25 protein-coding genes are annotated in these 26,496 nt (G+C 64.1%); 16 read left to right on the top strand and 9 right to left on the bottom strand.

Annotation, left to right across the window (positions count from 1 at the left end; genetic code table 11):
* Positions 1 to 49 precede the first annotated feature (49 nt).
* On the top strand, positions 50 to 952 hold the full coding sequence (locus P9230_RS15390; RefSeq protein WP_067319647.1) for a DMT family transporter: 903 nt from the start codon (positions 50 to 52) through the stop codon (positions 950 to 952).
* Here P9230_RS15390 and P9230_RS15385 read toward each other — a convergent pair.
* Complete coding sequence (locus P9230_RS15385; RefSeq protein WP_066990164.1) at positions 922 to 1,773, bottom strand: YihY/virulence factor BrkB family protein; 852 nt, start codon at positions 1,771 to 1,773, stop codon at positions 922 to 924. The genes P9230_RS15390 and P9230_RS15385 overlap by 31 nt on opposite strands.
* 58 nt (positions 1,774 to 1,831) lie before the next feature.
* On the opposite strand from P9230_RS15385, the gene P9230_RS15380 reads away from it, so the two are divergent.
* The 7 genes from P9230_RS15380 to P9230_RS15350 all read left to right on the top strand — a co-directional run bounded on the left by P9230_RS15380 (position 1,832) and on the right by P9230_RS15350 (position 7,451).
* Positions 1,832 to 2,698, top strand: coding sequence for an SDR family oxidoreductase (locus P9230_RS15380; protein ID WP_095779364.1), 867 nt, complete (start codon positions 1,832 to 1,834; stop codon positions 2,696 to 2,698).
* A 25-nt stretch (positions 2,699 to 2,723) separates the two neighbouring features.
* Positions 2,724 to 2,915 carry a twin transmembrane helix small protein gene (locus tag P9230_RS15375; RefSeq protein ID WP_066990167.1) on the top strand — a complete coding sequence of 64 codons (192 nt, stop codon included), beginning with the start codon at positions 2,724 to 2,726 and terminating at the stop codon, positions 2,913 to 2,915.
* 18 nt (positions 2,916 to 2,933) lie between these two features.
* Positions 2,934 to 3,515, top strand: coding sequence for a cob(I)yrinic acid a,c-diamide adenosyltransferase (locus tag P9230_RS15370; RefSeq protein WP_095782417.1), 582 nt, complete (start codon positions 2,934 to 2,936; stop codon positions 3,513 to 3,515).
* A gap of 25 nt (positions 3,516 to 3,540) precedes the next feature.
* Positions 3,541 to 4,350, top strand: coding sequence for a rhomboid family intramembrane serine protease (locus P9230_RS15365; protein ID WP_278119774.1), 810 nt, complete (start codon positions 3,541 to 3,543; stop codon positions 4,348 to 4,350).
* 248 nt (positions 4,351 to 4,598) lie between these two features.
* Positions 4,599 to 5,348: an electron transfer flavoprotein subunit beta/FixA family protein gene (locus tag P9230_RS15360; RefSeq protein ID WP_127216820.1), complete on the top strand. Its 750-nt coding sequence runs from the start codon at positions 4,599 to 4,601 to the stop codon at positions 5,346 to 5,348.
* Between the two features lie 23 nt (positions 5,349 to 5,371).
* Positions 5,372 to 6,301: an electron transfer flavoprotein subunit alpha/FixB family protein gene (locus tag P9230_RS15355; protein WP_095799913.1), complete on the top strand. Its 930-nt coding sequence runs from the start codon at positions 5,372 to 5,374 to the stop codon at positions 6,299 to 6,301.
* A gap of 271 nt (positions 6,302 to 6,572) precedes the next feature.
* Entirely contained in the window at positions 6,573 to 7,451 is an 879-nt protein-coding gene (locus P9230_RS15350; RefSeq protein ID WP_066990182.1) for a 3-hydroxybutyryl-CoA dehydrogenase, read from the top strand.
* A 31-nt stretch (positions 7,452 to 7,482) separates the two neighbouring features.
* Here P9230_RS15350 and P9230_RS15345 read toward each other — a convergent pair whose 3' ends face one another.
* The 3 genes from P9230_RS15345 to P9230_RS15335 all read right to left on the bottom strand — a co-directional run bounded on the left by P9230_RS15345 (position 7,483) and on the right by P9230_RS15335 (position 10,752).
* Positions 7,483 to 9,444: a PAS domain S-box protein gene (locus P9230_RS15345; RefSeq protein WP_278119772.1), complete on the bottom strand. Its 1,962-nt coding sequence runs from the start codon at positions 9,442 to 9,444 to the stop codon at positions 7,483 to 7,485.
* 131 nt (positions 9,445 to 9,575) lie between these two features.
* Positions 9,576 to 10,214, bottom strand: coding sequence for an NrsF family protein (locus P9230_RS15340; RefSeq protein WP_066990189.1), 639 nt, complete (start codon positions 10,212 to 10,214; stop codon positions 9,576 to 9,578).
* Between the two features lies 1 nt (position 10,215).
* Positions 10,216 to 10,752 carry a sigma-70 family RNA polymerase sigma factor gene (locus P9230_RS15335; RefSeq protein ID WP_066990192.1) on the bottom strand — a complete coding sequence of 179 codons (537 nt, stop codon included), beginning with the start codon at positions 10,750 to 10,752 and terminating at the stop codon, positions 10,216 to 10,218.
* A 205-nt stretch (positions 10,753 to 10,957) separates the two neighbouring features.
* Here P9230_RS15335 and P9230_RS15330 point away from each other — a divergent pair, with 205 nt between their 5' ends.
* The 3 genes from P9230_RS15330 (at position 10,958) to P9230_RS15320 (ending at position 14,777) form a co-directional block, all read left to right on the top strand.
* Positions 10,958 to 11,965, top strand: coding sequence for an iron ABC transporter substrate-binding protein (locus P9230_RS15330; protein ID WP_278119770.1), 1,008 nt, complete (start codon positions 10,958 to 10,960; stop codon positions 11,963 to 11,965).
* 161 nt (positions 11,966 to 12,126) lie between these two features.
* Positions 12,127 to 13,698 (top strand): iron ABC transporter permease, encoded by a 1,572-nt coding sequence (locus tag P9230_RS15325; protein WP_278119768.1) that lies wholly within the window; start codon positions 12,127 to 12,129, stop codon positions 13,696 to 13,698.
* A complete protein-coding gene (locus tag P9230_RS15320; RefSeq protein ID WP_278119766.1) occupies positions 13,695 to 14,777 on the top strand; it encodes an ABC transporter ATP-binding protein in 1,083 nt (360 codons plus the stop codon). Before P9230_RS15325 ends, P9230_RS15320 begins: the two co-directional genes overlap by 4 nt.
* 7 nt (positions 14,778 to 14,784) lie before the next feature.
* On the opposite strand, the gene P9230_RS15315 is transcribed toward P9230_RS15320, so the two are convergent.
* The 4 genes from P9230_RS15315 to ugpB form a co-directional block, all read right to left on the bottom strand.
* Positions 14,785 to 15,867 (bottom strand): sn-glycerol-3-phosphate import ATP-binding protein UgpC, encoded by a 1,083-nt coding sequence (locus P9230_RS15315; protein ID WP_278055930.1) that lies wholly within the window; start codon positions 15,865 to 15,867, stop codon positions 14,785 to 14,787.
* 6 nt (positions 15,868 to 15,873) lie between these two features.
* A complete protein-coding gene (gene ugpE, locus P9230_RS15310) occupies positions 15,874 to 16,722 on the bottom strand; it encodes a sn-glycerol-3-phosphate ABC transporter permease UgpE (RefSeq protein ID WP_066990208.1) in 849 nt (282 codons plus the stop codon).
* A gap of 8 nt (positions 16,723 to 16,730) precedes the next feature.
* Positions 16,731 to 17,615, bottom strand: coding sequence for a sn-glycerol-3-phosphate ABC transporter permease UgpA (ugpA, locus tag P9230_RS15305; RefSeq protein ID WP_278088028.1), 885 nt, complete (start codon positions 17,613 to 17,615; stop codon positions 16,731 to 16,733).
* 70 nt (positions 17,616 to 17,685) lie between these two features.
* Entirely contained in the window at positions 17,686 to 18,996 is a 1,311-nt protein-coding gene (gene ugpB / locus P9230_RS15300; RefSeq protein WP_278114581.1) for a sn-glycerol-3-phosphate ABC transporter substrate-binding protein UgpB, read from the bottom strand.
* A gap of 326 nt (positions 18,997 to 19,322) precedes the next feature.
* On the opposite strand from ugpB, the gene P9230_RS15295 reads away from it, so the two are divergent.
* Positions 19,323 to 21,749 carry an EAL domain-containing protein gene (locus tag P9230_RS15295; RefSeq protein WP_278119764.1) on the top strand — a complete coding sequence of 809 codons (2,427 nt, stop codon included), beginning with the start codon at positions 19,323 to 19,325 and terminating at the stop codon, positions 21,747 to 21,749.
* Here the strand turns inward: P9230_RS15295 and P9230_RS15290 are convergent.
* On the bottom strand, positions 21,741 to 22,430 hold the full coding sequence (locus tag P9230_RS15290) for a TlpA disulfide reductase family protein (protein ID WP_067319108.1): 690 nt from the start codon (positions 22,428 to 22,430) through the stop codon (positions 21,741 to 21,743). The genes P9230_RS15295 and P9230_RS15290 overlap by 9 nt on opposite strands.
* Positions 22,431 to 22,466: 36 nt before the next feature.
* Here P9230_RS15290 and argH point away from each other — a divergent pair, with 36 nt between their 5' ends.
* The 4 genes from argH to P9230_RS15270 all read left to right on the top strand — a co-directional run bounded on the left by argH (position 22,467) and on the right by P9230_RS15270 (position 26,443).
* The gene (gene argH / locus P9230_RS15285) at positions 22,467 to 23,867 is read left to right on the top strand and encodes an argininosuccinate lyase (protein WP_127215753.1); all 1,401 of its coding nucleotides are present in this window, start codon (positions 22,467 to 22,469) and stop codon (positions 23,865 to 23,867) included.
* A 72-nt stretch (positions 23,868 to 23,939) separates the two neighbouring features.
* Entirely contained in the window at positions 23,940 to 24,146 is a 207-nt protein-coding gene (locus tag P9230_RS15280) for a lipoprotein (RefSeq protein ID WP_067319112.1), read from the top strand.
* A gap of 52 nt (positions 24,147 to 24,198) precedes the next feature.
* Positions 24,199 to 25,467 (top strand): diaminopimelate decarboxylase, encoded by a 1,269-nt coding sequence (lysA, locus tag P9230_RS15275; protein WP_278119761.1) that lies wholly within the window; start codon positions 24,199 to 24,201, stop codon positions 25,465 to 25,467.
* Between the two features lie 34 nt (positions 25,468 to 25,501).
* Positions 25,502 to 26,443: a threonine/serine dehydratase gene (locus tag P9230_RS15270; protein WP_278119759.1), complete on the top strand. Its 942-nt coding sequence runs from the start codon at positions 25,502 to 25,504 to the stop codon at positions 26,441 to 26,443.
* Positions 26,444 to 26,496: the final 53 nt, after the last annotated feature.

Here is a 26,496-nt window from a genome sequence, read left to right as displayed (position 1 = left end):
AGCAATTGCCGACATCAACTTTTCACGCGCAGCCAGAGCCCTCCTTCCAATGCACAGTATCAAGCGGTTCATCCCCGCCTCTTTCGTCGTTCTGTGGGCGACCGGCTTCATCGGCGCGCGCTATGCAATGCCATGGGCGGAGCCGTTCACCTTCCTTGCCATCCGCTTCGTGCTGGCGGCGATCCTGTTTGCGGGACTGACCGTCCTTATCGGCTCGCGACGGGCCACCCGCGAGGAGGCGCTTCATGCGACGGTGGCCGGCGTCCTCATGCACGGCGTCTATCTGGGCGGCGTCTTCTGGGCGATCCACCGAGGCATGCCGGCCGGGCTTTCGGCGCTGATCGTCGGCCTGCAGCCGCTGATCACGGCGGTGCTCGCCGGCAAATTTCTCGGCGAGGCGATCCTGCCGCGCCATTGGGCGGGCCTTGCCGTCGGGCTTCTGGGCGTCGTCATCGTGCTCTGGCCAAAGCTCGGCATGATTGGCGGCGGTGTTACCGCGGCAACGCTGACGGCCTCGCTGGTCTCGGTGCTCGGCATGGCCGCTGGTACGATCTGGCAAAAGCGCTTCGCCTCCGGCGGCGACCTCGTCTCGGCGACCATGTGGCAGTATGTCGGCGGCTCGGTCGTCACGATCCTGGGGTCGCTCGCCTTCGAGACGCGCACCATCACCGTCAACGGCGAGCTCATCTTTGCCATGGCATGGCTGGTCCTGGTGCTGTCTCTCGGCGCCATCTTCCTGTTGATGGTGATGATCAGGGACGGCGAGATGTCGAAGGTCGCATCGCTGTTCTATCTTGTGCCCGCCGTCACCGCCGTCATCGCGTGGGCTCTGTTCGGCGAAGAGCTCACTCTGCTGCAGATCGCCGGCATGGCGATCGCCACTTTGGGCGTCGGGCTCGCGACCGCCCGTCAGGACAGAGCTCAACCCACGCGGGCGCGCGCCTCGAGATAGCGGCTGATCGCGGCATTGAGCTCGCCGCCAAGGATGAAAATGGCCGAGATGATGTAGAGGAACACCACCGCGATCATGATCGAGGCCAACCCCGCATAGGTCGTCACATAGGACGAGAAATGGTCGAGATAGGTGGCGAAGATGGTCGAGCCGGCCAGCCACGCGACCAGCGTGAAGACGATGCCCGGAACGATGGAGACGAAGCGGCGCTTGCCGGCCGGCAGCCAGATATGCACCGCGAACAGGCCGATGACGATGACCGTCGAGGCGATCACGTAACGCCATATGGTGATCGTGCCCATATAGGGCTTGATCCATTCCAGATGCGCCTCGGCCAGCCGCGCGAGCAGGGGCGCGAGCACCAGAAGCACGCTGACGGCGAGAAAGCAGGCCGTCGCGATCAGCACGAAGACGATGCTCTGCACCCGGCGGTGGATGATGCCGCGCGTCTCGGTAACGCGATAGGCGCGGTTGAGCGAGGTCCTTAGCGCCTCGATGCCGTTCGAGGCGAAGTAGGCGGCTAAGAGCACGCCGTAGGTCAGGAGGTCGCTGCGCCGCACGGTAAGCACATTCTGCACCTCGCGCGCGATCGGCTTGGCAATCTGCTCCGGCCAGGTGTCGAAGACCAGATGCACGGCCGTGTCGGCGAAGGCGCGCGCGCCGAGAAAGCTGGCCAGCGTCGTTGCGAAGATCAGGAACGGAAACAGCGCCATCAGCGAGGTGATCGCCAGATGGCTGGCCATTGCCCAGCCGTCGTCGGTGGTGAAATGGCCGATCGCATCGTAGAGCACGCGCTTGACCGCGACGATATTCCTGAGCAAGGACCCGCGCTCCGCTCGATTGTGTCGACGCCGCGAATATGGGAAGGGATTGCGGCAAATGGCAACCCCAGGTCCCACAACGTTGCCCACCGCTGAACAGTTGCGCAGCATCATCGTCACCGGCACCTCCTCCGGCATAGGCGCCTATTGCGCGCGGGCATTGAAGGCGGAAGGCTGGCGCGTGTTCGCCACGGCTCGCGCACCGGCCGACATCGCCGCGCTCGAGGCGGAGGGCATCGAAGCCTTCTATCTCGACTATCGCGAGCCCGAGTCCATCGCCGCCCTGGCCGAGGCCGTGCTGGAGCGCACGGGCGGCACGCTCGACGCGCTGTTCAACAATGGCGCCTACGCGCAACCCGGTGCCGTCGAGGACCTGCCGGTCGAAGCGCTGCGCGAGCAGTTCGAAGCCAATTTCTTCGGCTGGCACGACCTGACCCGCCGCGTCGTGCCGGTCATGCGCCGCCAGGGGCACGGTCGCCTCGTCCACTGCTCCTCGATCCTGGGGCTCGCCCCGGTCCGTTTTCGCGGCGCCTATTCGGCGTCGAAACATGCCGTCGAAGGCCTGATGCTTTGCCTGCGCCAGGAGCTCGAAGGCAGCGGCATTCATGTCTCGTTGATCGAGCCGGGGCCGGTGACCTCGAAGATCGCCAGCAACGGCCTGGTATGGTTCTTGAAGAACATCGACGTCGAGAACTCCGTTCACCGCGCCGACTACCAGGCGCAGCTCGCGCGGCTCAAGGCCGGCGGCAGCGTCTCGCGTCTGAAGCCCGGACCTGAGGTGGTCCATGCCGCCTTGCGCCACGCGCTTCTGTCACAGCGCCCGCACCCGCATTATGTGGTAACGGTGCCGGCCAGAATCGGCGTGGCGCTCAAGCGCATCCTGCCGGCCTCGATGCTCTACCGCGTGCTCGCCAGGCGGGCCTGACCGAAACCCAACTGGAGCCAGCACCATGGCAACCGTCTTCAACATCCTCGCCATTGTCGTCATGGCTGCCGTCGTGGTCGTGCTGATCCGCGGCCTCGTCAACATGATGCGCGGCGGCTCAGGCTTCACCTCCAACAAGCTGATGCAGGCCCGCGTACTGCTGCAGTTCATAGCTCTGGTGCTGATCATGCTGACCGTCTACTTCACCCGCAAGTAACGGGCCGGGGAGGAGAAGGTGGTCAAGCTCAACAAGATCTATACCCGTACCGGCGACGACGGCACTACCGGTCTGGGCAGCGGCGAGCGGCGCCTGAAGTCAGATCTGCGCGTCGAAGCCTACGGCACGGTGGACGAAGCAAATGCCTGCGTCGGCATGGCGCGCGTCCACACCGCAACCGATCATCCGGCGCTCGACGCCATGCTCTCCCGCATCCAGAACGATCTTTTCGACCTCGGCGCCGACCTTGCGGTCCCGGACGACGGCAAACCGCTCGGCTACGAGCCGCTGCGCATCGTCGCCGCGCAGACCGGGCGCGTCGAAAAGGACATCGATGCTCTCAACAAGGACCTGCAGCCGCTGAAATCCTTCGTGCTGAACGGCGGCACGCCTGCCGCGGCAGCCCTGCATCTTGCGCGCACCGTAACACGGCGCGCCGAACGCCTCATGGTGGCGCTGGCGCAGGACCCGGCCGAGCACGTCAACCGCGAAGCGCTGAAATACATCAACCGCGTCTCCGACTTCCTGTTCGTCGCCGCCCGGGCGGTCAATGACAACGGAAATGCCGACGTGCTATGGGTTCCCGGCAAGAACCGCTGACAACCGGGTATGGCGGGAGGGTCCGATGTTCATCCCGCTCTACGACACCAACAGGCTCCGCCACATCCGCCTACAATATGTGACGATCGGCCTGATCGCCGCGAATGCCTTGGTCTATCTCGCGACCACGCTTGGCGGCGAGAGCTTCACCAATGCCGCAGTGCTTGGCCTCGGCTTCATCCCCTCTGTCGTCCATGACAAGGTGGAGCTGTCGCCCGAATTCGTCGTCATTCCCGAAAGCCTCAGCTATCTCACCTATTCCTTCCTGCATGCCGACATCTTCCATCTCGGCGGCAACATGCTGTTCCTGTGGGTGTTCGGCGACAATGTCGAGGACGCGCTCGGCCATATCCGCTACCTGATCTTCTACCTCGCCTGCGCGGCCGCGGGCGCTTTCTTTCAAGGCTTGGTCGGCTGGGATTCCCAGGTGCCGCTGATCGGCGCTTCCGGCGCCATCGCCGGCGTGGTTGCGGCCTATCTGATCCTCTATCCGAGGGTTAAGGTGTGGGTATTGGTCTTTGCGCGCATTCCTCTGCGCATCCCCGCCTTCATCCCGCTCGTCCTTTGGATCCTGTTCCAGATCGTGATGTTTGCCGCCGGCGGAGAGGATCAGATTTCCTGGGCCTGCCACATCGGCGGCATCATTGCCGGCGCTGTTCTCGTCCTGGTGTTGCGCAGCCGCGGCGTGCCGCTGCTTGCCGGCGCAGACGGCGAGCCGGACCCGACGCCGAAGGTCCAGAACGTCCCTCTCCCGATCGAGCCCGGACCAGCGCCCGAGGCGCCGGCACAGCCGACGCCTCGATGGGGCCGCGGCGCGGCGTCGCCGCCAGACTGAACCGATTTGAGTGCGACGTGCATATTGACGCGCCGGATTGCCGCCACTACGGAACGCCACCACAGAGCATGATCCCGAAAAGTGGGAACCGCTTTTCGGAACGATCATGCTCAACCGAAACATCGGGGTGGAACTGCTTCTTGGCCGTTGGAGACCAGAATTCCGCCCGGAATGTCGGCTTTCGACAACTCTGACAAGGCGCACACTGCTATAGCGCGCCCGACTATCTCAGGAGAGGTGACAGGAAAATGAAGATCCTTGTGCCCGTGAAGCGGGTTGTGGACGCGAACGTCAAGGTCCGGGTCAAGGCCGACGGACTGGGCGTCGAGCTTGCCAACGTCAAGATGGCGATGAACCCGTTCGACGAGATCGCGGTCGAGGAAGCGATCCGGATCAAGGAAGCCGGCAAGGCCGAGGAGATCATCGTCGTCTCGATCGGCCCGCAGCAGGCGCAGGAAACGCTGCGCACCGCGCTCGCCATGGGCGCTGATCGCGCTATCCTGGTCAAGACCGACGAGCAGACCGAGCCGCTGGGTGTCGCCAAGGTGTTGAAGGGCGTCGTCGAGGCCGAGAAGCCCGGCCTCGTCATCCTCGGCAAGCAGGCGATCGACGACGACAGCAATCAGACCGGCCAGATGCTGGCGGCGCTGCTCGGCTGGGCGCAAGGCACCTTCGCCTCCAGGATCGAGCTCGCCGGCGATCATGCCAAGGTGACGCGCGAAGTTGACGGCGGCCTGCAGACGGTTGAGCTGAAAATGCCGGCGATCGTGACCGCCGACCTTCGCTTGAACCAGCCGCGCTATGCATCGCTGCCCAACATCATGAAGGCCAAGAAGAAGCCGCTCGACGAGAAGAGCCCGGCCGACTACGGCGCCGACGTCAAGCCGCGCCTGAAGGTGATCAAGACCGAGGAGCCCGGCGGCCGCAAGGCGGGCGTCAAGGTCAACAGCGTCGCCGAGCTGGTCGAGAAGCTCAAGAACGAAGCCGGCGTGCTCTAAAGCGGTCAGGAAGGAACAGGAAAATGGCAATTCTCCTCATCGCCGAACACGACAACGCAAGCCTTTCCGACCAGACCGCCAAGGCGCTCGCGGCGGCCCTGCAGATCGGCTCGGATGTCGATGTGCTGGTCGCCGGCAAAGGCGCCAAGGCGGCAAGCGACGCGGCCGCCAAGCTGAAGGGTGTTCGCAAAGTCCTGCTGGCCGAGGCCGACGAGCTCTCCGAACGCCTGGCGGAGCCGCTGGCCGCACTCGTCGTCTCGCTCGCCGGCTCCTATGACGCGATCGTCGCCCCCGCGACCTCAGCGGGCAAGAACGTCGCGCCGCGCGTGGCGGCCCTGCTCGACGTCGCGCAGGTCTCCGAGATCATCGAGGTGGTCACGCCCGACACCTTCAAGCGGCCGATCTATGCCGGCAACGCCATCCAGACCGTGCAGTCGACCGACGCCAAGAAGGTGATCACGGTGCGCACCGCCTCCTTCCAAGGGGCGCCCGAGGGCGGCTCGGCCCCGGTCGAGACGGTGAACGCCGCCGCCAATCCCGGCCTCTCCTCCTTCGTCGAGAACAAGCTCTCCGAAAACGACCGTCCCGAGTTGACCTCGGCCAAGATCATCATTTCGGGTGGCCGTGCTCTCGGCTCGTCGGAGAAGTTCCAGGAAGTCATCCTGCCGGTCGCCGACAAGCTCGGCGCCGCTGTCGGTGCCTCTCGCGCAGCGGTCGATGCGGGCTATGCCCCCAATGACTGGCAGGTCGGCCAGACCGGCAAGGTGGTCGCCCCCGATCTCTACATTGCCGTCGGCATCTCGGGCGCCATCCAGCATCTTGCCGGCATGAAGGATTCCAAGGTCATCGTCGCCATCAACAAGGACGAGGAAGCGCCGATCTTCCAGGTTGCCGACTACGGTCTCGTCGGCGATCTCTTCGTCATCCTGCCGGAGCTGCAAAAGGCGCTTTGACGCTTTCTGCTCTGGCATATTAAAATCGGAAGGGTGGGGTAGACGAAGTCGCCCCGCCCTTTTAGTTTGCACTGCACAAAAAGCAGGCCGGTAAAGGCTTGCGCAATTCCAGGAAAAGTCCGTACGGTTTTCCCTCCGGAATTGCGATAAACAAAAAAGGCAATTCCAGGAAAGTGCCGAGCCACTTTGCGTCCGGAATTGCGGGAAACAAAGAGAAGGGAGCGCTTCCGTGCCTCGCAGAAGCGGAAATGCTCCAGACGGGATTGGGGTAATGAGCAAGATCGAGACGATCGGCATTGTCGGCGCAGGTCAAATGGGGGGCGGTATCGCCCACGTCTCGGCGCTGGCCGGCTACAAGGTCCTGATCCACGACATCTCGCCCGACCGGGTCGAGAAGGGCATCGCCACGATCAGCGGCAACATGGCCCGTCAGGTCGGTTCGGGAAAGCTCGAGGAGAAGGCGCGCAACGAGGCGATGGCCCGCATCTCATCGGCGTCCGCCATGGCCGATCTTGCCGCCGCCGACCTCGTCATCGAGGCGGCGACCGAGGATGAGACGGTCAAGCGCAAGATCTACGCCCAACTCTGCCCGCAGCTCAATCCGGAGGCGATTCTCGCGACCAACACCTCCTCGATCTCGATCACCCGGCTCGCCGCGCAGACCGACCGGCCTGAGCGCTTCATCGGCATACATTTCATGAACCCGGTGCCGGTGATGAAGCTGGTCGAGCTGGTGCGCGGCATCGCCACCGAGGACCAGACGTTCGAGGCCGCCAAGACCTTCGTGAACAGGCTCGACAAGACGATCACCGTTTCGGAGGATTTCCCGGCCTTCATCGTCAACCGCATCCTGTTGCCCATGATCAACGAGGCGATCTACACGCTCTATGAGGGCGTCGGCACGGTGGACGCCATCGACACCGCCATGCGGCTCGGCGCCAACCATCCGATGGGGCCGCTACAACTGGCCGACTTCATCGGTCTCGACACCTGCCTGTCGATCATGCAGGTGCTGCATGAGGGCCTGTCGGACTCCAAGTATCGCCCCTGCCCGCTGCTGGTGAAATATGTCGAGGCCGGCTGGCTCGGCCGCAAGACCGGCCGCGGCTTCTACGACTATCGCGGCGACCATCCGGTGCCGACGCGCTGAGCCCCGCGACTGAACGCTCACTGCGCGGCGTTCAGGATGCCGCGGCAAGCGGCAGGGGCGCCGCCTCGTCCTTCGAAACTTCATCGGGTGCTGCCGAAACGCAGCCGCGGCCGGCCGCCTTGGCGGCATAGCAGGCGGCATCGGCGCGGGCGATGATCTCGTCCACCTCGCCGCAGCCGGCGCGGATCGGCGCAAGCCCGATGCTGGCGGCGATCGAATGCGGACGGCCGTCCCAGCTGAAGCCCAGGTTGCGGATGGCTTCGATGATGCAACGCGCCGCGACCGTCGCTCGCGCCGGCGCGCCCGATTTCAGTATGACCGCGAACTCGTCGCCGCCGAGACGGGCGACGATATCTTCCGGACCGAGCACGTTGCGGATGGCGTCGGCGACGCGCTTCAGCAGCGCATCGCCCGCCGCGTGGCCGCCAGTGTCGTTGACCGCCTTGAAGTGGTCGAGGTCGACGAACATGAACTGATGCTCGCCGCCATTCAACCGGCACCGATCGACCAGCTCCTCCATCGTGCGGATGAAGCTTGGGCGGTTGGCGAGCCCGGTCAGCGCGTCATGGGCCGCGGCATAAGCGAGCTGGCGCTGCAGGGCGCGCGCGTCGGTGAAATCCTGGAAGACGATGACCAACCCGCAGAACTCGTCGTGGTCGTTCATGATCGGCGACACCATTTGGCGGATGCTGCAGCGCGTGTCGTCGCGCCTGATGAGCACGGCGCGGGCGTTCTGATCGCAATGATGGCGGCCGGCGGCCGAAGGTCGCGTCAGGCCGATCCTCTGCCCGGTTTCCTCGTCGACCGCCCAGTAGACATCGCCGAGCACCTTGCCAAGCGCCTCGCCGCTGGCAATGCCGGTCAGCTTTTCGGCGACCGGATTCATGAAGGTGACGCGGTTCGCGGCATCGGTGCAGATCACCGCGTCGCCGATCGACTGCAGCGTCACCCTGAGCCGCTCCTTTTCGTCGGCGAGCATCGCCGCCGAGACCTTGCGCCGTTCTTCGGCCTCCTTGCGCTCCGTGATATCGGTCAAGCTGCCGATCGCCCGGATCAGCCGGCCCTCGCCGTCGCGTTCGATCGCCTTGCCGCGGTCGAGGATCCAGACCCAATGGCCGTCCTTGTGGCGCATCCGGAACTCGGCCTCGAAGAAGGCCGTCTCGCCGTCAAGATGCGCCCGGTCCGCCTCGGCGACGATTTGGCGGTCGTCCGGGTGGATCATCGTCAGCCAGCGGTCGGGGTCGCCGTCCAGCTCGCCATCGTCATAGCCCAGCATTCTGACCCAGGTTTCGGAGTAAGTCGTGCCGCCCTTGCGCATGTCGAGGCTCCAGACGCCTTGTCCGGCGCTGGTCAGCGCGAAATTCCAACGCGTCTCGGCTTCGGCGATGCGCGCTTCGGCCTGCTTGCGCGCATCGATGTCCTCGATCTGCGACACAAGATAGAGCGGCTTGCCGGTCTCGTCTTCGCGAATGACCGAGCCCGCGAGCTGCGCCCAGACCGGAGTGCCGTCCTTCTTGAGGTAGCGCTTCTCGAAATGAAAGGAATCGATCTTTCCCTCTTTCAGCGCGATCATCGTCTCACGGCCGATCTGCAGATCGTCGGGATGCGTGATCTGGAAGAAGGTCAGCGCCTCGATTTCCGCCCGGCTGTAGCCGAGCATCGCCGCGAAGGCGGGATTGGTCTGAAGGATGCGGCCGTCGAGGCCGACGATGGCGACGCCGATCGCCGAATCTTCCATCGCGCGGCGAAAGCGCTGCTCGCTCTCGGCAATCTGCCGGCGGTCGTCGATGATCCTGCGGATGAACAGCGCCGAGACAAAGAGCGTCACGGCGGTGACGGCGACCGATATCTGTAGGCAGAACTTCAGCGCGTCCGCACCGAGCTCCAGCGCCGGCAACAGGACCGATGCCATCAGGGTGATAAGCCCTGCCGCCATCAAGGCGAGCACAGCGCGCTTGCCGGCCCGCGGACCTTTCCAACTCAACCACGCCACAATGCGATCCCACCCCATGCGCAACTGCCACAACCCTGGCGGATCGATTTTAAGGAATGGTTGTAAGCTGCGGCGGCCACGCCGCTAACCGACAAAGCAATGCCGGCATGATTAAGGATCAGTGTGTAATCCTACCAGCGGACGAAAAACCGTCCGCCAAGCGCGCCGAGCGCGGTGAGGAACGCGATCGCGATCGTGTACCAGGTGGCGACGAACAGCGGCGAATCGTCGAAGCAATGCGCGGCATAGAAGGTCGCCGCCAAGCCGCCCGCGAGCAGGCCCGCGACCGCGCCGGCCAGCACCGGCCGCGTCGGCGCGCCATAGCGCAGCATGCCGAGGAAGATAGCCAGGGGACCGATGCCGATCAACGGGATAAAGCTCATGCAGATCATCATGTTGGAACCCACGAGCCGCCTGCCCCAGTCCGCCTCCGGCACGACGAAAAGCTCCAGGATGACCGCGATCACGACGAGCGCAGGCGCGGCGAGCGTCCATAGTTTCGCTCGCCTGCTCGCCGCACCGGGCGTCGACAGGGCTCGGATCAGAGCGAATGCGCTGGTCGTGAGCGCCAAGGTGAAGACGAACTTCGACATGAAGCGCATCGTATGCATGGCCGGCATGATGTCCGGGCGCGGACCGATGGTCATGAAAAAGACCACCGCCGCGACCACAACCGCCACGCCGACGGCCAGCCACCAGGCGAGGCCAAGCGGCATCGCCTTGTTGCGGGCATCGGCGTCGAGCGCCTTTATGAGGTCCTCGGTTCTCATGTCACCGTCGTCCGAACCTTTTGGCGATCGCGGCAAGGCCGCGATGCAGCGACACGCGCACCGCCGTCTCGCTGATGCCGAGCTTGACCGCCGTTTCGCCGATCGAATGGCCGTCGACCGAGATCGAGGAAACCACGGAACGCTGCGAGGGCGGCAAGCCGTCCAGGGCCCGGTTTATGTCGCGCTCGCTCACCGTCTCCGCTTCCGGCTCGGCGAACGTCTCTGCGATCTCGTCGATCTCGACCTCGATGCGACGGCCGCGCCTGCGGAATGCATCGATCAGCTTGAAGCGGGCGATCGCATAGACCCATGGCAGCACCGGCGCGTCTTCTCGCCACGTGTGCCTTTTGACGTGAATGGCCAGCAAGGTTTCCTGCACGACATCCTCGGGGTCGACCCCGCCCTGGACGATCTTGCGCCGGACGAAGCCACGAACGAGAGCGGCTATCCGGTGAAGAAAGTCGGCGTAAGCCCTTTCGTCTCCCGCGATCGCGGCCCTGAGCAGCCGGGAAAGCTCGGCCTCGTCCTTGCCGGTCACAAGAGTTTACCCCCGATGTTCGCGTCTCGGCCCTGGTTTGTTACGTGTCCGGCGAAATAATGTCCAAGCCAAAGTACCGGAAAATCACGAAAGTTTGCGGCACGGCGACCGATTGAAGCAGGGTCGGAATGTTGACTATCCTAATCAGGTATTGATAGGTGCGTCTGAGCCCGAACCCCTGTCTCCAGATTTGAGGACGATGCCCATGAAAACTGCCTTTTCCACTCTTGCCGGCGCCGCCGCGCTGGCGCTCGGCCTGATCGCCGGACCGGCCATGGCGGAGGATGCGGGCATCGTCGTCTACAATGCCCAGCATGAGAGCCTGGCCAAGGAATGGGCGAAAGGCTTCACCAAGGAAACCGGCATCAAGGTCACGCTGCGCAACGGCGGCGACAGCGATTTCTCCAACCAGATCGTCGCCGAGGGTGCTGCCTCGCCGGCCGACGTGTTCCTGACAGAGAATTCGCCTGCAATGGCGCTGGTCGAGGCGGCCGGCCTGTTCGCGCCGGTGGATGCCGACACCCTCGCTCAGGTTCCGCAGGAATACCAGCCTTCGAGCGGCAAATGGGTGGGCGTCGCCGCGCGCAGCACCGTCTTTGCCTACAACAAGGACAAGCTCAAGGAAGGCCAGCTGCCCAAGTCGCTGCTCGACCTTGCCGATCCGAGCTGGAAGGGCCGGTGGGCCGCCTCGCCGTCCGGCGCCGATTTCCAGGCCATCGTCAGCGCGATGCTCGAGCTCAAAGGTGAAGCCGCGACTTCCGACTGGCTGAAGGCCATGAAGGAGAACTTCACCGCCTACAAGGGCAACAATACGGTGATGAAGGCGGTCAATGCCGGGGAGATCGATGGCGGCGTGATCTACCACTACTACTATTTCGGCGACCAGGCGAAGACCGGCGAGAACAGCAAGAATGTCGGCCTGCATTATTTCAAGAACCAGGACCCGGGCGCGTTCGTGTCGATCTCTGGCGGCGGCGTGCTGGCCTCGAGCAAGCATCCGAAGGAAGCCCAGGCTTTCTTGAAGTGGGTCACCGGCAAGGCCGGCCAGGAGGTTTTGAAAACCGGGACCTCTTATGAATACGCGGTCGGCAAGGATGCCATGTCGAACCCGAAGCTCGTGCCGCTGGCCGATCTGCAGGCGCCCAAGATCGATCCGACGCACCTGAACTCGAAGAAGGTCATCGACCTGATGACGCAAGCCGGCTTGCTTTAGTCCGCGTTCGTCCTAAAAGGACAACCGACCGTGCTCCCGCCGGAATTCGCTTTCCGCGGGAGCGCTTTTGTTTTGGAGATGGCCTCGTCGATGACGATCATCTGCGTTTCCGACCGCGTTCGCGGTTCATCAGATCGTCTCCAGGCGGTGCATTCCGGCTGATGTCCGCGATCGACCTCACGCATTCGGGGCCGCCGGCTGCCGCAAGGCAGAGCCGGCGGTCCACGTCGTGGATTACGCTTGCGGCCGCCATCGTCTCGCTGATCGCTCTCCTGCCGCTTGCCTTCATCGTCTGGGTGGGCATCCAGACGGGATGGGACACGGTGGTGGCGCTGATCTTTCGGCCTCGCGTCGGCGCGCTCCTGGTCAACACCATCCTGCTTGTCGTCCTGGCCGTCCCGATCGCCATCGCGCTGTCGGTGGCGCTTGCCTGGCTGACCGAGCGCAGCGACCTTCCCGGAAACCGTTGGTGGTCGTGGCTGTCGGTGGCGCCCTTGGCAATTCCCGCCTTCGTCCACAGTTACGCCTGGATCAGCCTGATCCCCGGCCTGCACGGGCTCTGGGCCGGCGTGCTCGTCTCCGTCATCGCCTATTTCCCGTTCCTCTATCTGCCGATCGCAGCGGCGCTGCGCCGGCTTGACCCTGCGCTGGAAGATGCCGCCGCAGCGCTGGGCCTCGGACCCTGGCGCGTCTTCGCGCGTGTCGTGCTGCCGCAGTTGAGGCTGGCCATCTGCGGCGGTTCGCTGCTGGTTGGCCTGCACCTGCTTGCCGAATACGGGCTTTATGTCTTCATCCGCTTCGATACCTTCACCACCGCGATCGTCGACCAGTTCCAGTCGACCTTCAACGGCGCGGCGGCGAACATGCTCGCCGCCGTGCTGGTCGCCTGCTGCTTCGTGCTGCTTGGCGTGGAGGTGATCGTGCGTGGTGAGGAGCGTTATGCCCGCGTCGGCTCCGGGGCGGCGCGCCAGCAGCAGCGTGTCGCCCTCGGCCGCGCCACGCTGCCTTGCTTGCTGCTGCCCGCCGGGACTGCGCTGCTCACGCTCGGCGTGCCCTTTGTGACCGTCGGCCGCTGGCTGCTTGCCGGTGGCGCCGACGTCTGGCGTTGGGACGAGATCAGCCTGGCGCTCGGCCAGACGCTGGTCCTCGCCGTCACCGGCGCGCTGCTTGCCACGGTCGCCGCAATGCCCATGGCCTGGATCTCGATCCGTGCGCCCGGCCGCTTGCAGCGCCTGCTCGAGAGCTGCAACTACATCGTCGGCTCGCTGCCGGGTGTGGTCGTCGCGCTGGCGCTGGTGACCATCACCGTACGCATCGCCTTGCCGCTCTATCAGACGCTCTTCACCATCCTTTTCGGCTATGCGCTGATGTTCCTGCCGCGCGCGCTGGTCAGCCTGCGCGCCTCGATCGCCCAGGCGCCGGTGGAACTCGAACGCGCGGCTTCGAGCCTCGGCCGCCCGCCGCTCAGGGCGCTATGGTCGACCACGATCCGGCTGTCGGCGCCGGGCGCGGCGGCCGGGATGGCGATGGTGGCACTCGGCATCACCAATGAATTGACCGCCACGCAGATGCTGGCGCCGAACGGCACCCGCACCCTTGCGATGGCGTTCTGGTCCTACAGCGGCGAGATCGACTACGCCTCGGCCGCCCCTTACGCCTTGATCATGGTGGCGATGTCGCTCCCCATGACCTGGGTGCTCTACGTCCAGTCAAAGCGGATGGCCGGCCGATGAGCTTCCTCGAGCTCCGCGACGTAGCAAAACATTATGGCCCGGTGGCAGCACTTGCCGGCGTCGACCTCACCGTCGAAAGCGGCAGCCGCACCGCGATCGTCGGACCCTCCGGCTGCGGCAAGACCACCTTGCTGAGGCTGATCGCCGGCTTCGAGGCGCCAGACCGCGGCCGCATCGCGCTCGACGGCAAGCTGCTCGCCAATGGCGGGGCGGCGGTACCGGCGCATCGCCGCGGCATCGGCGTGGTGGCGCAGGACGGCGCCCTCTTCCCGCATCTCACCATCGCCGACAATATCGGCTTCGGCATGCCCCGAAGCGCCGAGAAGCGCGCCGAGCACATTGTCGAGCTCGCCTATATCGTCGGGCTTGACAAGGCGATCCTGAAGCGCCGTCCGCACGAGCTTTCCGGCGGCCAGCAGCAGCGTGTCGCGCTTGCCCGTGCCATGGCGATGAAACCCCGCCTGATGCTGCTCGACGAGCCGTTCTCGGCGCTCGACACCGGCCTCCGGGCCTCGATGCGCAAGGCGGTGGCCGAGCTTCTGGAGGATGCGGGCATCACAACCATCCTGGTCACCCACGATCAGGCCGAGGCGCTGTCCTTCGCCAGCCAGGTGGCCGTCATGCGCGACGGCCTGTTCTCGCAGGTCGGCACGCCGCGCGAGCTCTACTTCCAGCCCAGGGACAGGATGGTTGCCGAGTTCCTCGGCGACGCCATCATCGTGCCGGCCAAGATCGCCGACGGCTTTGCCATATCGCCGCTCGGCCGCATCGCGGTCGACATCACCGAGCGGCGCGACGTCGCCCGTATCATGCTCAGGCCCGAGCAGGTGGTGCTTAAACGAACCTCCCGCGAAGGCATGTCGGGGACGCCGGACATGCTGTTCGGCGAGGTGACGGACTCCGAATTCGCCGGCTCGGTCTGCACCATCGCCGTGCGGCTGCTCAATAGCCCGGATCCGCCGGATGCGGCCGCGATCGGCAACACACCGCTCGTCCTGCGCAAGACCGGCATGGACGTGCCGGAGGTCGGCGAGATCGTGCGCCTCACGGTGACCGGCAACGCGCATGTGTTTGCCTGAAGCTGAGTCAAGAGGAGGGGCTTACGCTGCCGAGGCGCCTGCCGCCCCGATCGAACCAGTGCAACTTCTCGGCTGTGGCGGTGATGCGCAACTTGTCGCCGGGCTTTGCCGCCGTGCGGCCGCCGACCCGTACCACGATATTATTGCCGGCAGCCGAGCAGTGCAGGAAGGTTTCCGCGCCGACCGGCTCCACGGCCTCGACCGTTGCGGGCAGCATCAGCGCCCCGGATCGGTCCTCGGCATCGGCGACGAGTTCGGCGTCCTCGGGCCTGAAGCCTAGCATTGCCGCCTGCCCGCCGGGCGGGGCAAGAACAAGCAACTTTCCTTCCAGCTCAGTTGCAGAACTTTCTGTGCTCAGTGAGAGCAGGTTCATCGGCGGCGCGCCAATGAAGGACGCGACGAATGTCGAGGCCGGCTTCTCGTAAATGTCGAGGGGAGCGCCGATCTGCTCGACCAGCCCCGCATTCATGACGACAAGCATGTCGGCTAGCGTCATCGCCTCGAGCTGGTCGTGGGTGACATAGACCGAAGTGACGCCGAGCCTGCGCTGCAGGCTCTTGATCTCGACCCGCATCTGGCCGCGCAGCTTGGCGTCGAGGTTGGAGAGCGGTTCGTCGAACAGGAAGACTTTCGGATTGCGCACGATCGCCCGGCCCATGGCGACGCGCTGTCGCTGGCCGCCGGAAAGCTCGCGAGGGCGCCGGTCGAGCAGTCCCGACAATTCCAGCACCTTGGCAGTTGAACGCACTCTGCTGTCGATCTCGGCTTTCGGCGTGCCGCGATTACGCAGGCCATAGGCCATGTTGTCGTAGACCTTCATATGCGGGTAGAGCGCGTAATTCTGGAAGACCATGGCAATGTCGCGTTCGGTCGGACCGACGGCATTGACGATCTTGCCGTCGATCGCAACCGTTCCGGACGAGATGGTCTCGAGTCCGGCGATCATCCTGAGCAACGTCGATTTGCCGCAGCCGGAGGGACCGACCAGCACGCAAAGCTGCTTGTCCGGAATGGCGATGGAAACGCCTTTCACGGCCTCGACGCCGCCGGCATAGAGCTTCCTCACATCATTGAGATCAACCGTCGCCATCGCCCCTCACTTCTCGGATTCGACCAGGCCGCGCACGAACCAGCGCTGCATCAGCACCACGACAAGGATCGGCGGCACGATGGCCAGCATCGCAGTGACCATCACAAGGTGCCACTGGGTATCGGCGTCGGCGAAGGAAACCATCTTTTTCAGCGCAATGACGATGGTGTTCATGTCGTTGCTGTTGGTGACCAGCAGCGGCCACAGATATTGCGTCCAGCCATAGATGAAGAGGATGACGAACAGCGCCGCGATGTTGGTGCGCGACAGCGGCAGGAGGATGTCGAAGAAGAAGCGCCACGGCCCGGCACCATCGACGCGCGCCGCCTCGACGAGCTCGCCCGGGATGGTCATGAAGAACTGTCTGAACAATAGCGTGGCCGTGGCCGAGGCGATCAGCGGAATGATCAGACCGGCATAGGTGTCGATCATGCCGAGATCGACCATCACCTTGTAGGTCGGCAGGATGCGGACCTCGACGGGCAGCATCAGAGTGATGAAGATCAGCCAGAAGAAGGTCATGCGCAGCGGGAAACGAAAGAACACGATGGCATAAGCCGACAGGATCGAGATGAAGATCTTTCCGACCGCGACGCCGAGCGCCATGACCGTCGTGTTGAGAAGCAGCCTGCCGACGCTGACGCCGCCGATGCGCCCGACACCGCCGAACAGGGCCTCGCTGTAATTGTTCCAGAGTTGGTCACCGGGCAGCAGCGGCAGGGGCGGCTTGAGGATCGTCTGCAGCGTCTGTGTCGAGGCCACGAATGTGTAGTAGATGGGAAATGCAACGATCAAAATGCCGAGAATGAGAGCGGCATGGGCGATCAGGACACGCAACGGGGACTGGCCGATCATCGCTTGCCTCAGCCGTAGTGGACCTTGCGTTCCACATAGCGGAACTGGATGGCGGTGAGCGCGATGACGATGACCATCAGGATCACCGACTGCGCCGCCGAGTCGCCGAGGATCAGGTTGACGAAGCCGTCATTGTAGACCTTGTAGACCAACGTCTCGGTGGTCTTGCCCGGTCCGCCGCCGGTGACGGCATGGACGATGCCGAACGTGTCGAACAGGGCATAGACAGTGTTGACGACCAGCAGGAAGAAGGTCGTCGGCGCGAGCAGCGGGAAGATGATGGTCCAGAAACGCTTGGTCTCGCGAGCGCCGTCGATCGCCGCCGCCTCGATCAGCGTCTTCGGCACCGCCTGCAGCCCGGCGACGAAGAACAGGAAATTGTAGCTGATCTGCTTCCATGCTGCGGCGGAAACCAAAAGGATCATGGCGTGACTGCCGTTGAGCAACGGGTCCCAGGCTATGCCGAGACTTCTCAGCACGTAGGATAGCGAGCCGATCGAAGGGTTGAACAGGAACAGCCACAACATGCCGGCGATCGCCGGCGCCACCGCATAGGGCCAGATCATCAGTGTGCGGTAGAGCGCTTTCCCGCGCACCACTTTTTCCGCCATTACGGCAAGCAGCAACGCCACTGCCATCGCCACGATTGCGGTGGCAAGCGAAAATACCACCGTTACCTTGATCGAGTTGAGATAGGCCGGGTCGGCAAGCACTTTGCGGAAATTGGCTAACCAGACGAACTTGCTCTTCAGCCCGAATGGGTCCTGCCTGAGCATGGACTGGTAGAGCGCCTGCCCGGCCGGCCAGTAGAAGAAAACCAGTGTTATGGCGAGTTGCGGCGCCACAAGCAGGTAAGGCAGGACTTTGTTGGGGAAAACGACGCGCGGGGTCAGCTTGGTTTCCTCGTCAAGCAAGGATCGCCCGCGCCGATCCGCGCGGGCGACGTTTCATCCTCGGCCAGGTTTAGTTGCCCAACGCGTCCTTGATCGCCGCGTTGCCGCGCGAGACGGCATTGTCGAGCGCCTGCTGGGCCGTTTCCTGGCCGGCCAGCATCTTCTCGAACTCCTCGTTCTGGATATCGCGCACCTGAGGCAGGTTGGGCAGGCGCACACCCTTCGAATTTTCGGTCGGCGCCTTGCCGGTCATCTGCAGGATCGGTGTCTCGCGGCCCGGGTTCTTGTCGTAGAAGCCGGACTTCTTGGTCGCCTCATAGGCTGCCAGCGTCACCGGCAAGTAGCCCGACTTCTGGTGCAGATATTCCTGCACCTCGGTCTTGGAGAGATAGGCGAAGAAGGCCGCGACGCCCTTGTACTCCGCATCGGATTTGCCGCTGAAAACCCAGAGGCTTGCGCCGCCGGGGGTCGTGTTCTGCGGCGCACCCTTGGCATCGCTGTCATACGGCAGTTGGCCGATGCCGTAGTTCATACCCGACTTGACGATATCGCCGAGCCCGCCCGACGACTCGGTAAAGATGCCGCATTCTCCGGCGAGGAAGATCTGCTTGGCTTCGGAGGTTCGCCCGCCATATTTGAAAGTGCCATCCTTGGCGAGGTCAGCCAGCGCCTGAAAGTGGTTGACGAAAATCGGCGCATTGATCTTGAGCTCGACGTCGCCGCCGGCCAGTCCGTTCTGCTGGGTCGCCCAGGAAACATTATTCCAGGCGGCAAAATTTTCCAGATGGATCCAGGTCAGCCAGGTCGAAGTGTAGCCGCAAGGGGCCGCGCCGCTCGCCTTGATCTTCTTCGCCGCTTCCCAGACCTCGTTCCAGGTCTTAGGCGGGTTGTTCACGTCGAGGCCGGCCTTCTGAAAGATGCCCTTGTTGTAGTAGAGGATCGGCGAGGAGGAATTGTAAGGGAAAGACAACATGGTGCCGTCCGGCTTCGAATAGTAGCCGACAATGCCGGGCAGATACTGGCTCTTATCGAACGTCATCCCCGCGCCCGTCAAAACTTCGGCCACGGGTTTGATCGCGCTCTCGGCCGCCATCATGACGCCGGTGCCGACATCGAACACCTGGATGATGTCCGGCGCCTGGCCGGCGCGGAACGCGGCGATGCCTGCATTCAGCGTCTCGGGATAGGTGCCCTTGAAGACCGGAACGATCTGGTAGTCGCTTTGGCTGGCGTTGAAGTCCTTCGAGATCTTGTCGACGACTTCCGCATTGGCGCCCGTCATCGCATGCCACCAGCTGATCTGTGTGACAGCGAAAGCGGACGTGGTGGAAAGCAGGGTCAAGGTAGCGGCAACACCTGCCGCGAAGCCGAAGAGCTTCATGTTTCATCTCCCGTTGTGATTGGCGAAAGGGGGGCTTCCGCAGAACCAGTATGTGTTGCGCATGACAATCGGACAACGGTTTTGTTATGCGTCGATGAACATCATCTGATCCTAAATTAACGTGCATCGGTCACGGCCGGGCAGATTGCTTGCCGGCTTAGGATTTGAGCGACTCCAACCATCGTATTGCGACAGCCGGCCCAACCTTATCCGTCCTTTACAACCTAAGGCACACGCGTCGGTTGCAGGTCCACTAATCGATTCTTCAGCCGTCGGGCCTTAAGCAATCTTAACTTGATTGATGCGGGAAGATCAGGTGGGGCCTAATGTTGACCGTCTATAATTGCATCGTGCACGAGCACGATCTGAGGTTGGTCGCACTTGCGGCGCTCATCTGCGGAATTTCCTCTTTCTCGGCGGTCAATCTTCTTCGCCATGTCGAGCAATCGACCAGTCGAAATCGCTACGCATGGCTGTTGATTGCAGCCACGGCGACCGGATTCGGTATCTGGGCGACGCATTTCGTCGCCATGATCGCCTTCACGCCGGGAATACCCAACGCCTATAACGCGGAGCTTTCCGCGCTTTCGCTGGCCGCCTCCGTAGTTCTGACAGCGGCCGGAATGTGGATCGCCACCATCCGCGGCGGCATTGATCACTATCTTGTCGGCGGCGCCGTGCTCGGCGTCGGCATCGCCGTGATGCACTATACCGGCATGGCGGCGTTCGAGGTCCAGGGCAGGATCGTCTGGAACGAGCTGCTCGTCGCTCTTTCGCTGGCGGCGGGCGTCACGCTTGCCGCGCTTTCGCTGCTCGTCGTGCTTCGCCGCCCGTCGACGCTTACGACGATCGCTGCCGCCGTCTTGCTCACACTGGCCATCTGCACACTGCATTTTATCGCCATGGCGGCGGTCTCGATCTATCCGGACTCCTCGATAGAGATCTCAAAATTCACCATCGCGCCGATGTCGCAAGCCTTTGCCGCTGCGGCGGCAAGCCTGGTCATTCTGATGCTCTCGGCCGTGGCGCTCCGCATCGACCTGCGGTTCCGCCGGCATCAGGCGGAAGCGCAGCGCATGCACGGCCTGGCCAACGCGGCGGTCGAGGGGCTGATCGTTTGCGACGGCAGCCGCATCGTCAGCGCCAACGACAGCATCGCGGCGCTGAGCGGCATCGCGCCCGGCACGCTGAACGTGATGACGCTCGGCGACCTCTTCGGCGAACGCGTTGCCTCAGCCATCGCCGGCGGCAGCGGTCAGGCGCAGGAAGCCGAGCTGCGCAGCCAGGACGGCACCCGCATTCCGGTCGAGCTGATCGCCCGCAGCATCGACTATTGCGGCAAGCCTCACGACGTCGTCGCCGTCCGCGACATGCGCGAGCGCAAGAAGGCCGAGCAGGAGATCCTTCGCCTGGCGCATTTCGATCCGCTGACCGGGCTTGCCAATCGCCGCAGCTTCACCAGCCGGCTCGAGGCCGAGATCGCCACGGCGAGCGGCAAGGGCGGGCAGCTCGCGCTGATGCTTCTCGATCTCGACCGCTTCAAGGAAGTCAACGACCTCTTCGGTCATGCCGCCGGCGACGCCGTGCTGCAAAGGGTGGCGCAATGCGCGTCCAGCGTGCTCCGCCATGGGCAGATGCTCGCCCGTCTCGGCGGCGACGAATTCGCCATCATCGCGCCGAACCTTCCCGACCCGCAGGCCGCCGGCCGTATCGCCGAGGCGGTGCTTTCCAAGCTACGCCAGGAAAGCCAACTGTCGCCCGGCGGCGAGCTGGTGTCGGCAAGCATCGGCATTGCTCTTTACCCGCTGGATGCCGACGACCAGGCGGCGCTCGTCAGCCATGCCGACACTGCGCTCTACCGCGCCAAGGCCGAGGGCAAGGACACTTATCGCTATTTCGAGGCTTCGATGGGTGCCGAGACGCGCGACAGGCGCGCCATGGAGCACGATCTGCGCCAGGCGGTTGCGCGCGGCGAGTTCCGGCTGGTCTATCAGCCGCAAAAGGAGATCAGCAGCGGCAAGATGATCGGCTTCGAAGCCTTGATCCGCTGGCATCATCCGGAGCGCGGCAACATCCCGCCGTCGGTCTTCATCCCGGTCGCCGAAGACAGCGGCGCCATCGCCCAGATCGGCGAATGGGTGCTGGCGACGGCCTTCGAGGAAGCCGTGCGCTGGAAAACTCCGCTGACCATCGCCGTCAATGTCTCCGCGGTGCAACTCCACAACCCGAATTTCAGCCGCAAAGTGCACGAGATCCTGCTGCGTTCGGGACTTCCGGCCGGACGGCTGGAGCTTGAAGTGACCGAGACGGCCCTTATCAAGGATATGCCCCGGGCGCTGGCGACCCTGCGGCAGGTCAAGGCGCTTGGTATTCGCGTCGCGATGGACGATTTTGGAACCGGCTATTCATCGCTTTCCAATCTCCGCGCTTTCCCTTTCGACAAGATCAAGATCGACGGCTCCTTCATCAAGTCGGTCGACAGGAATGGTCAGGTCGCGGCCATCGTGCGCGCCGTGCTGGGGCTGGGGCGCGGCCTGGGCCTGCCTGTTCTGGCCGAAGGCGTCGAAACGCTGGACGAATTGCGCTTCCTCGATGCCGAGGACTGCGAGATCGGCCAAGGATACTATCTCGGCAGGCCAGGCCCGATCGAAACCTTCAGCGAGCTGACCGGCGTGCCGGCGGCCATGGATGCTGTCGAGGCCCGCGGCGGCCGCATCCTCATGCTCGAGCCCGCCGCCGCGCGCTCAGCTTGACGGACCGAGCGCGGCTTCCACCAGTCGCTTGGCGTCGGGACTCGACCATTCCGCCGGTCCGTTCATATGTGCGATCAGGCAGCCTTCGCCGTCGATCAGCATCGTCACCGGCAGGCCAAGCGCCAGCCCGCGCGTCTTGGCCTCGTTGAACAGGCCCATTGTCGCATCCCGGTAATAGCCGAGCGTCTCGATGCCGATCTCCTTCAGGAACTTTTTCGGCTTGGCGTCATCGCCGGTGTCGACATTGACCGCGACGACCTCGAAAGTGTTGCCGCCTTTTTCCTTCTGCAACGCATCGAGCGCCGGCATTTCGGCGCGGCAGGGCGCGCACCATGTCGCCCACAGATTGAGCAGCACCGTCTTGCCGGCATGGCCGGCGATCGTCGTCGGCTTGCCGTCGGGTCCGTTGAAGGCGAGTCCCTTCAGCGATTGCGGCGGATCCGCCGGCTGCAGTGCCGCGACCTGACCGACGGCCTTTGCCGCAACCTGCTTGGCCCGTTCGGCCTTCGCCTTGCAAGCGACGTCGTCCTTGCCGGTGCTGGCCGCGGCAACCTGATCCGGCGCGTTGTTGCCAGAACCGCTCTCGCTGACATATACCGCGACCGCGCCGGCCAGCACGCCCGCTACAAGCGCGGCGAGGATGAGGCGCGGGGCCGGGAAGAATTTATTGCCGTCTGCCATTTTCTTAAAAACTGCTCCGGAGCACGGGTTATAGCGATGAGCGACAAGAAGGCTAGCAACCAGATGTGGGGCGGACGTTTTGCCTCGGGTCCGGCCGCGATCATGGAAGCGATCAACGCATCGATCGCCTTCGACCGCAAACTCTACGCGCAGGACATCCGCGGCTCGATCGCCCACAGCGAGATGTTGGCTGAAACGGGCATTATTTCGGCCGCCGATCAAGAAAAAATCGCTCACGGCCTGAACACGATCCTGAAAGAGATCGAGGCCGGGAAATTCGAATTCTCGACCAAGCTCGAAGACATCCATATGAATGTCGAGGCGCGTCTGGCCGATCTGATCGGGTCGGCTGCCGGCCGCCTGCATACCGCCCGCTCGCGCAACGATCAGGTGGCGGTCGATCTGAAACTCTGGGTCAAGGAGGAATGCCAGCGCGTCGCCCAGGCGCTGAAGGACCTCATCGGCGCCTTTCTCGAGCGCGCCGAGGAGCACGCCGCGACGGTAATGCCCGGCTTTACCCATATGCAGGCCGCGCAGCCGGTGACCTTCGGTCATCATTGCATGGCTTATGTCGAGATGTTCGGCCGCGATCTGTCACGTGTCCGCGACGCCATCGAGCGCATGGACGAAAGCCCGCTGGGCGCCGCCGCGCTGGCCGGCACGAGCTTTTCCATCGACCGCCATATGTCGGCGAAGGCGCTCGGCTTCCGCGAGCCGATGCGCAATTCCCTCGACAGCGTGTCGGACCGCGACTTCGCGCTCGAATTCCTCTCGATCGCCGCGATCTGCGGCACGCATCTGTCGCGGCTGGCCGAAGAGATCATCATCTGGTCGACGCCGCAATTCGGCTTCATTCGGCTATCGGATTCATTCTCCACCGGCTCCTCGATCATGCCGCAGAAGAAGAACCCCGACGCCGCCGAATTGGTGCGCGGCAAGACCGGCCGCATCAACGGCCATTTGGTCGGCTTGCTGACGGTGATGAAGGGCATGCCGCTGACCTATGGCAAGGACATGCAGGAGGACAAGGAATCGGTTTTCGACGTAGCCGAAACGCTCGACCTGATGCTGGCGGCGACCGCCGGGATGGTCCGCGACATGACCGTCAACGCCATCTCCATGAAAAAGGCCGCCGGTGCCGGCCATGCCACTGCCACCGACCTCGCCGACTGGCTGGTGCGTAATCTGGGCCTTCCTTTCCGAGAGGCCCATCACGTCACCGGCCGCGCCGTCGCGCTCGCCGAGGAGAAGAAGGTCGGCCTGGAAAAGCTCTCGCTGGAGGACCTCCGCTCGATCCATTCCGGTATCACCGACGGCATCTTCTCCGTGCTTGCCGTGCAGAATTCGGTGAAGAGCCGGACCAGCTTCGGCGGCACCGCGCCGTCGGAGGTGAAGAAGCAGATCCGCTACTGGAAAAAGCGGCTCGCCAAGGCGTGATGCCGGGATGCAATGCGCCGAAAACTCGGCTAAAAGCGCGGCTGGACAAAACAGTTTCGAACGGATGGATCGATGACCCGAGGCAGGATTTTGATGACGCTCGCGCTGCTGGCGGCGGTTGTCACCGTCACGGCCTGCGGCAGGAGAGGCGGCCTCGATACGCCTTACGAGGCTGCCGTGCAGGCGCGCAAGGATGCGGAGCGAGCCAAACAGCCGCTGCCGCCCGAGCCTGAGAAACCGGTCAAGGACAAGAAGTTCATTCTCGACCCCTTGCTCTAGAGCCGAGGAGATCATCCGATCTCATCGCGCTCCAATTTTCGGACCTCTCCCCGTGAACCATTTCGACTACCGCGACGGCGTTCTCTACGCCGAGGATGTGGCAATCCCCGGCATCGCCGCCAGCGTCGGCACGCCGTTTTACTGCTATTCGACCGCGACCCTGACCAGGCATTTCCGGGTCTTCAAGGAAGCTTTTGCCGGTCTCGACGCGCTGGTCTGCTACGCCATGAAGGCGAATTCCAACCAGGCCGTGCTGAAGACCTTGGCAAGACAAGGCGCCGGCGCCGACGTGGTGTCGGAAGGTGAACTGCGGCGCGCCTTAGCCGCCGGCATCCCCGCGAGCAAGATCCTGTTTTCCGGCGTCGGCAAGACCGCGCGGGAAATGGACTTCGCCCTCAATGCCGGCATCCTCTGCTTCAACGTCGAGTCCGAACCCGAACTCGAACTGCTGTCGGCGCGCGCCACAGCGCTCGGCAAGGTGGCACCCGTCTCGCTGCGCATCAACCCGGACGTCGACGCCAGGACCCACAAGAAGATCTCCACCGGCAAGGCCGAGAACAAGTTCGGCATCCCGTGGCAGCGGGCGCGCCAGGTCTATGCCCGCGCGGCGGAGCTGCCGGGCATCAAGGTCACCGGCATCGACACCCATATCGGCAGCCAGATCACCGAACTGCAGCCTTTCGACGACGCTTTCGCGCTGCTGGTGGAACTGGTCGGCGTGCTGCGCGCTGACGGACACGCCATCGAGCATGTCGATCTCGGCGGCGGCCTCGGCATTCCGTACCGCGTCGACAACAGCCCGCCGCCCTTGCCCGACGCCTATGCCGAGATCGTCAGGAAGCATGTCACCCGGCTCGGCCTGAAGGTGATGTTCGAGCCTGGCCGGCTGATCGTCGGCAATGCCGGCATCCTGGTCTCGGAAGTGATCTATGTGAAGGAAGGCGACGCCAAGAACTTCCTCGTCGTCGACGCCGCCATGAACGACCTGGTCCGGCCGACGCTCTACGACGCCTTCCATGATATCAAGCCGGTGGTGCAGCCGCCGGCCGCCACGCCGCGCATGACGGTCGATATCGTCGGGCCGGTCTGCGAGACAGGCGATTTCCTCGGCCTCGACCGCGACCTCCCCAGGCTGAATCCTGGCGACCTCATCGCCGTCGCCACCGCTGGAGCTTACGGCGCCGTGCAGGCCGGCACCTACAACACAAGGCTGCTGGTGCCGGAAGTGCTGGTCGACGGCGACCGTTTTCACGTCGTGCGGCCGCGCCCGACCCATGAGGAACTGATCGGGCTGGATTCATTGCCCGAGTGGCTGAAATAGAAGCACGAGGGTCCCGCGCTCAAAGGAGCAAGCCATGCTGGAGACTGGAGCTATCACGCGGGATCGCATCGCCGCGGTGGAACCGCACATCCGCCCGTTCGTCCGCCACACGCCGGTAATGCGCGTCGACATGGCCGACTTCGGCCGGCCGGCCTTTCCGGTCGATCTGAAGCTCGAATGTCTGCAGCATTCCGGTTCGTTCAAGGCGCGCGGCGCCTTCACCAACCTGCTCGAGCGGCAGGTGCCCGCAGCGGGTGTGGTCGCCGCCTCCGGCGGCAATCATGGCGCCGCCGTCGCCTATGCCGCCATGAAGCTGGGGCACAAGGCCACCGTCTTCGTGCCCGAGGTCAGCCCGCCGGCAAAGCTCGAGCGCATCCGCAGCTACGGCGCCGAGCTGGTGGTCGGCGGTGCGCGCTATGCCGAGGCGCTGGCCGCCAGCGAGGATTTTGCCGAACGAACCGGCGCCCTGCAGATCCACGCCTTCAACCAGGAAGAGACGCTCATCGGCCAAGGCACTCTCGGGCTCGAGATCGAAGCCGATCTGCCGGAGATCGAGACGCTGCTTGTCGCGGTCGGGGGCGGCGGCCTGATCGGCGGCATCGCCGCCTGGTTCGCTGGCCGCATCCGCATCATCGCCATCGAGCCCGAGGGCGCGCCGACGCTTCACCGCGCCTTCGAAGCCGGCAAGCCGGTCGATGCACCGGCCGAGGGCATCGCCGCCGATTCGCTGGCGCCGAAGCGCGTCGGCGAAATGATGTTCCCGATCGCGAAAGCTTTCGTCGAGCGCTCGATCCTGGTCAGCGACGACGACATCGTGGCGGCGCAGAAGACGCTCTGGGACCGGGCGCGAATCATCGCCGAGCCGGGCGGGGCCGCTGCCTTTGCCGCGATGCTTTCCGGCCGCTACGCGCCAGCTCCCGGCGAGCGCGTGGCCGTCCTGGTCTGTGGTTCCAACACGAATCCCGCGAATTTCTGATCGTAAAGGCGGCGAACCCGTCACAGATTTTGGAACCCGCCTCGCCTTCGCCG

This window comes from Mesorhizobium sp. WSM4887, from assembly GCF_029625865.1.
Taxonomy (GTDB): domain Bacteria; phylum Pseudomonadota; class Alphaproteobacteria; order Rhizobiales; family Rhizobiaceae; genus Mesorhizobium.
The sequence above is the reverse complement of the archived record's forward strand: the minus strand, read 5'-3'. Positions and strand labels throughout refer to the sequence as shown.